Below are 6,299 nucleotides of genomic sequence, written 5' to 3' on the forward strand. Positions count from 1 at the left end.
ACGAGATCACCGGCGAGGCCGAGGTCTGGCCGGGAATCTGGATCATCCCGACTCCCGGGCATACCGCCGGGCACCAGTCGCTGGTGGTCCGGCAGCCGACCAGTTCGACGCCAGGATCCATGTCCACGGGACGCCGTCCGCCGACGCGGAGGTCATCGTCGTGGAAGGCGACCTGGCCGCGCGCCGCTTCGTCGCGCTCTACCGCCGCGACGGCACGATCACCGCCGTCCTCGGCTGGAACATGCCCAAGCAAGCTCGCCTGCGCCGCCCGCAGATCGGCGACGCGGCCGGCCGCGCTCCAACACTGTGACTTCGAAAGGAATCGACCGATGACAGAAACGGTGGAGTTCTTCCCTGGCACCAGGGCGGCGGGCTGCCCGTTCGATCCGCCTCCGGCGCTGCTGGCCCTGCAAGGGGACGGCCCGCTGGCGAAGGTCAAGCTGTGGGACGGCAGCACACCATGGCTGGTGACCCGCCACGCCGAGCAGCGGGCCCTGCTGGCCGACCCGAGGGTCAGCGCCGACATCACCCGCCCCGGCTATCCGAGCCACACCCCGTACACCGGCGGGTCCCTGAGCTTCATCATGATGGACGACCCCGAACACGCCCGGCTGCGGCGGATGGTGACGGCTCCGTTCGCCATCAAGCGGGTGGAGGCCCTGCGCCCGGCCGTGCGGAAGATCGTGGACGACCTCATCGACGACCTGCTCGCCGGCCCGAAGCCCGTCGACCTGGTCGAGGCGTTCGCCCTGCCGGTGCCCTCGCTGGTGATCTGCGAACTGCTCGGGGTTCCGTACGCCGACCACGACTTCTTCCAGGACAACAGCAAGACCGTCATCAAGCGCAGCGTGACGCCCGAGCAGCGGGCCGCCGCGTCCGGCCGGCTGACCGAGTACCTGAACGAACTGGTGGACCGCAAGCTCGCCGAGCCCGGCGAGGACTTGCTGTCCCAGCTCGCCGGACGGGTCAGGGCCGGGGAGCTGTCGCGCCAGGAAGCGGCCCAGATGGGCGTGCTCCTGCTCATCGCCGGGCACGAGACCACCGCGAATATGATCGCTCTCGGCACGCTGGCCCTGCTGCGGCACCCCCGGCAACTGGACCTCCTGCGTGACGGCGACGATCCGAAGCTGGTCGCCGGGGCGGTGGAGGAGCTGCTGCGCTACCTCAACATCACCCACAGCGGACGCCGCCGGGTCGCGCTTGAGGACATCGAGATCGCCGGCCAGGTGATCCGCGCCGGCGACGGGCTGATCATGCCGAACGACATCGGCAACCGCGACCCCGCGATGTTCGCCGACCCCGACGAGCTGGACATCCGCCGCGACGCCCGCCTCCACGTGGCCTTCGGTTTCGGGGTGCACCAGTGCCTCGGCCAGCCGCTGGCCCGGATGGAGCTCCAGGTTGTCTACAGCACCCTCTACCGGCGCGTCCCGACCCTGCGCCTGGCGACGGATCTTGACCAGATCCCCTTCAAGCACGACGGGCAGGTCTACGGCGTCTACGAGCTCCCCGTGACCTGGTGACGTCACCGGCATCCGCAGCAACGGCAATCGAGGGGATCTCGTGAAGATAATCATCGATCAGGACAAGTGCGTCGCTTCGGGGCAGTGCGTGACGGCCGCCATGGACGTGTTCGACCAGCGCGACGAGGACGGCATCGTGGTGCTGCTCAACCCCACCCCGCCCGCCGAACTGGCCGGCGACGTCCGCCAGGCCGCGGCCGTGTGCCCCGCGCTGGCCATCCACATCGAGGAGTAGCGACCGGGCCGCGCCGTGCGCCTGACGAGCCCCGGGCTCCTCGGTCCCCTGCCGCCGGCCGCCGCACCGCGCGGGAACGGCCGAGCAGCCGAGAAGCGTGGCGTATGACGTAGATCCAGGGCACTGGGCCTGTCCTTCGGTTCGAGGGGGGAGCCGGGACGCCAAAAGGGGGAGAGCGCTCTCCTAGAGAGTTATCCGTGCTGTCACGGGTTGTCAAGGTGGAAGCGCGCCCAATCAGAACCGATGGTCGAGGCCGTTGGCGGACGGAGGTCCGCCGACGGCCTCCGTCACCTGGGCGGGAATCGAGCGCCCCGGCCATCACGCTCCTGAGGGACGACATCCGGTCGGCCAGGTTTCCGGCGGGTAAGCAGCACGTTTCTTCCGTGTTGAAAGATGAGCCTTGACACCGATCGCTCGTGAAGGGCACTCTCATGTCGGAGAGCGCTCTCCCCACTCCTGTCGCCCGTGCGGCAGGCATCCCCTTTCACGAGGAGAGATCGTGTATCCAGGTCGACGTTCGGGCCGGTTCCCCTTCGGCGAGCTGGAACGCGGTCCGATCACCGCCATGACGGCCGGCTCCCGGTCCACGGCGCCCGCCGTCGGCGTCCGCCCCCCCTCCCCCGGCGCGGCACCTCCTACGGCTAGTCGCTCCCAGATGCCTAACACCCCGCCCTCGCGAGCGGTGCCCGATCCACCGGCCCTGGCCGAGCACCGTACGCATCCGTGGGCGGGAGTCGCCCCCGCACCCCCCCGTACCTTCGAAATGTGGAAACGGAATGACATGAGACTCCGATCCATCGGGACCGCGCTGGCGGTCCTGGGCGCTCTACTGGCCGTACCCGCGGTCGCCGCCCCGGCGCACGCCGCAGAGACCCTGCTCTCGCAGGGCAAAACCGTGACGGCCTCGTCCACGGAGAACGCCGGCACCCCCGCCGCCTACGCCGTGGACGGCAACACCGCCACCCGCTGGTCCAGCGCCGCAAGCGACCCGCAGTGGCTCCAGGTGGACCTCGGCGCCGCGGCCCCCATCAGCAAGGTCGTGCTGAACTGGGAAGCCGCCTACGCCACCGCGTACAAGGTCCAGTCCTCGACAGACGGCACGAACTGGACCGACCTGAAGTCGGTCACCGGCGGCACCGGCGGCACCGAGACCTGGACGGTGACGGGCAACGGCCGCTACGTCCGGATGCTCGGCAGCACCCGCGCCACCGGCTACGGCTACTCCCTCTGGGAGTTCCAGGTGTACGGCGACACCGGCGGCACCACCGGCCCGTGCGACACCGGCAACGCCGCGCTGAACAAGACCGCGACCGCCTCCTCGCAACAGGGCGCCGACCTGGCCGCGAAGTACGCCTTCGACGGGAACACCGGCACCCGCTGGTCCAGCCTCTCCAGCGACCCGCAGTGGGTGCAGGTCGACCTCGGCTCCGCTCAGGACATCTGCAAGATCGACCTGAACTGGGAGGCCGCCTACGGCAAGAACTTCGCGATCCAGGCGTCGGCCAACGGCACGACCTGGACCGACCTGAAGACGGTCACCGGCGGCACCGGCGGCAACGCGTCCTACGACGTGACGGGCAACGGCCGCTACGTCCGTGTCTACGGCACGGCCCGCGGGACCGGCTACGGCTACTCCCTGTGGGAGGTCGCGGTACACACCAAGACCGGGGGCGGCGGGCCGCAGCTGCCGGGTGGCGGTGACCTCGGCCCGAACGTGAAGGTCTTCGACCCGTCCATGTCGGGCCCCACCATCCAGGCGCAGATCAACCAGATCTTCACCCAGCAGGAGGCGGCGCAGTTCGGTGAGGGACGCTACGCGCTGATGTTCAAGCCGGGAAGCTATGACGTCAACGTCAACACCGGCTTCTACACCTCGGTCTACGGCCTCGGCCGCAACCCCGACGACGTCACCGTGAAGGGCGTCAGCGTCGACGCGGGCTGGTTCAACGGCAACGCCACCCAGAACTTCTGGCGGTCGACCGAGAACCTGTCGGTCGCCCCCTACGACGGCACCAACCGCTGGGCGGTCGCCCAGGCCGCGCCGTTCCGCCGGATGCACATCAAGGGCGGGCTGAACCTGGCGCCCTCCGGCTACGGCTGGGCCAGCGGCGGCTACATCGCCGACAGCAAGATCGACGGCACGGTCGGGCCGTACTCGCAGCAGCAGTGGTACACCCGCGACAGCAGCATCGGCGGCTGGACCAACGGCGTCTGGAACATGGTCTTCTCCGGCGTGGAGGGCGCTCCGGCCAACGGCTTCCCCGAGCCGCGGTACACGACGCTGAACAACACGCCGATCAGCCGCGAGAAGCCGTACCTGTACCTGGAGGGCAACGCCTACAAGGTGTTCGTCCCGAGCAAGCGCGTCAACGCGCGCGGCACCACCTGGGCGGGCGGCGCGACCCCGGGCACGTCCATCGGGATCGAGCAGTTCTACGTCGCCAAGCCGGGCGTCACCGCCGCGACCCTCAACCAGGCTCTCGCCCAGGGACTGCACCTGCTGTTCACCCCGGGCATCTACCACCTGAACCAGACGGTCAACGTGACCAGGGCGGACACCATCGTCATGGGTCTCGGACTGGCGACGCTGGTCCCCGACAACGGCGTCACAGCGATCAAGGTCGCCGACGTGGACGGCGTCAAGCTCAACGGCTTCCTGATCGACGCCGGCACGGTCAACTCGCCCACGCTGCTGGAGATCGGGCAGCAGGGCGTCCACACCGACCACTCCGCCAACCCGACGTCGATGCAGGACGTGTTCGTCCGCGTCGGCGGGCAGTTCGCCGGCAAGGCGACGACCAGCGTGGCCGTCTACAGCGATGACGTGATCATCGACCACACCTGGCTCTGGCGTGGCGACCACGGCAGCGGCATCGGCTGGAACGTCAACACCGCCGACTACGGCCTGCGGGTGTACGGCGACGACGTGCTCGCCACGGGCCTGTTCGTCGCTCTCCCACCGGGGTCACGTACGCCTCGGCGCGCGCCGCCCAGTGCACTTCGACGAAGTCCGACCAGGGCGCGATGCGGTAGTGCCTGCGGAGCCCATAGCGGCGCGGGGCGCGGGCCGGCAGCTCAAGCCCGAGCAGGCCGCGCAGCGGGGAGTGCAGCCCGTCGGCGGCGACCAGCCAGCGGGCCCGCATCCCCGCCGCCTCGACCGAGTCCGTGTGCTGCCGCACACCGTCGACCCGGTCCTGGACGATCTTCACGCCCACCTCCGCCGCCCGCCCGGCCAGCGCGGCGTGCAGGGTGGTGCGGCGGACCCCGAGCCCCTGACCCTCGCGGAACGCCGCCTGCGCGCGGTGCCGCTCGTCGACGTACCGGATCCCGCGCAGCGGCCAGCCCTCCACGTGGGCGCCGAGGGAACGCAGCGCCGCGACCCCGGTGGGCATCAGACCCTCGCCGCACGCCTTGTCCACCGGAGCCGACCGGGGCTCGACCACCACGGCCTCCATCCCCGCCAGCGCGGCGTGGATGGCCGTCGCCAGGCCCGCCGGCCCGCCCCCGGCGACCAGCACGTCGATCACGCCGTCGCCTCGCGCGCGGCGGCCCCCGGACCCGGCGCCAGGGTCGCGAGGGCCGCGTTCTCGCAGCGGACGCGCACCACCATCAGCGCGGCGTTGAGCACGGTGAAGACCACGGCGGTCACCCACGCGCCGTGTACCAGGGGCAGCGCCGCGCCCTCCATGGCGACCGCCACGTAGTTGGGGTGGCGCGCCCACGCGAGCCGGTACGGCCCGCGCGCGACGAGCGACAGGCCGGGCACCACGATGACCTCGGTGTTCCACTGCGGTCCGAGCGACGTGATACACCACCAGCGCAGGCCCTGGGCCGCGACGACCAGAGCGAGCATCGGCCAGCCCAGGGCCGGTACGAAGGGCCGGTCCGCGAGGCCCGCCTCCAGCAGGCAGCCGGCGAGCAGGCCGGTGTGCAGGGCGACCATCCAGGGATAGTGACCGCGCCCGAAGACGCGCCCGCCCCGGGCGAGACTCCAGCGCGCGTTGCGCCGGGCGACCACCAGCTCGGCGAGACGCTCGGCGCCGACGAGCAGGACGAGCAGCAGGTACCAGGACGACATGCCCTGAGACGATACGGGTCCGATCACCAGGGGGACAGTCTGCAGCGGCGGCGACACTTCGCCCCTACCAGCGCAGCAGGACGAGCTCGGAGCAGAATCCGGGCCCCATCGCGATGAGCATCCCCGGGGTCCCCGGTGGCGGCGGGCGGAGCGCCAGCGTGTCGCGCAGGACGTGCAGGACGGAGGAGGAGGACAGGTTGCCGATGTCCTCCAGCGAGCGCCAGGTGAGGTCCAGCGCCCCCTCGGGCAGGTCGAGGCTCTCGGCGACGGCGTGCAGGACCTTGGGGCCGCCTGGATGGCACACCCACGCGGTGACGTCGCGCGTGGTGAGCCCGTGGTCGGCGAGGAAGCCGTTCACGTCGTCGGCCAGGTAGGTCCGTACGACCTCCGGGACGCTCGTGTCGAGCACCACGCGGAAACCGGTGTCGGAGACGTCCCAGCCCATCACCGCCTCGGAGTCCGG

Annotated in this window: 7 protein-coding genes and 1 pseudogene; 4 read left to right on the forward strand and 4 right to left on the reverse strand. The window is 70.8% G+C overall.

Annotated features, from left to right (window positions below; translation table 11 throughout):
- From AB0B89_RS34025 to AB0B89_RS34040, 4 genes and pseudogenes are all read left to right on the forward strand, one after another.
- Positions 1 to 310, forward strand: a 310-nt coding sequence (locus tag AB0B89_RS34025; RefSeq protein WP_358561119.1) for an oxidoreductase C-terminal domain-containing protein, incomplete at its 5' end; no start/stop codon positions are given.
- Positions 311 to 329: 19 nt separating this feature from the next.
- The gene (locus tag AB0B89_RS34030) at positions 330 to 1,523 is read left to right on the forward strand and encodes a cytochrome P450 (RefSeq protein ID WP_358561122.1); all 1,194 of its coding nucleotides are present in this window, start codon (positions 330 to 332) and stop codon (positions 1,521 to 1,523) included.
- 40 nt (positions 1,524 to 1,563) lie between these two features.
- Positions 1,564 to 1,758 (forward strand): ferredoxin, encoded by a 195-nt coding sequence (locus AB0B89_RS34035; protein ID WP_358561125.1) that lies wholly within the window; start codon positions 1,564 to 1,566, stop codon positions 1,756 to 1,758.
- A 781-nt stretch (positions 1,759 to 2,539) separates the two neighbouring features.
- Positions 2,540 to 3,391: pseudogene (locus AB0B89_RS34040) on the forward strand (discoidin domain-containing protein); the annotation flags it as partial.
- 479 nt (positions 3,392 to 3,870) lie between these two features.
- Here AB0B89_RS34040 and AB0B89_RS34045 read toward each other — a convergent pair.
- The 4 genes from AB0B89_RS34045 to AB0B89_RS34060 form a co-directional block, all read right to left on the reverse strand.
- Complete coding sequence (locus AB0B89_RS34045; protein WP_358561128.1) at positions 3,871 to 4,092, reverse strand: hypothetical protein; 222 nt, start codon at positions 4,090 to 4,092, stop codon at positions 3,871 to 3,873.
- A gap of 551 nt (positions 4,093 to 4,643) precedes the next feature.
- Positions 4,644 to 5,285 (reverse strand): FAD-dependent monooxygenase, encoded by a 642-nt coding sequence (locus tag AB0B89_RS34050; RefSeq protein WP_358561130.1) that lies wholly within the window; start codon positions 5,283 to 5,285, stop codon positions 4,644 to 4,646.
- Positions 5,282 to 5,836 carry an isoprenylcysteine carboxyl methyltransferase family protein gene (locus tag AB0B89_RS34055; protein ID WP_358561133.1) on the reverse strand — a complete coding sequence of 185 codons (555 nt, stop codon included), beginning with the start codon at positions 5,834 to 5,836 and terminating at the stop codon, positions 5,282 to 5,284. Before AB0B89_RS34055 ends, AB0B89_RS34050 begins: the two co-directional genes overlap by 4 nt.
- Positions 5,837 to 5,900: 64 nt before the next feature.
- On the reverse strand, positions 5,901 to 6,299 hold a 399-nt coding region (locus AB0B89_RS34060), incomplete at its 5' end, for a 3-oxoacyl-[acyl-carrier-protein] synthase III C-terminal domain-containing protein (protein ID WP_358561136.1).

The organism is Sphaerisporangium sp. NPDC049002, assembly GCF_040649355.1.
Taxonomy (GTDB): domain Bacteria; phylum Actinomycetota; class Actinomycetes; order Streptosporangiales; family Streptosporangiaceae; genus Sphaerisporangium.

What these genes read in the sequence shown, in the direction of transcription:
- AB0B89_RS34055 (WP_358561133.1), bottom strand. Translation starts at nt 5,836, where the DNA reads ATGTCGTCCTGGTACCTGCTGCTCGTCCTGCTCGTCGGCGCCGAGCGT.
- AB0B89_RS34030 (WP_358561122.1), top strand. Translation starts at nt 330, where the DNA reads ATGACAGAAACGGTGGAGTTCTTCCCTGGCACCAGGGCGGCGGGCTGC.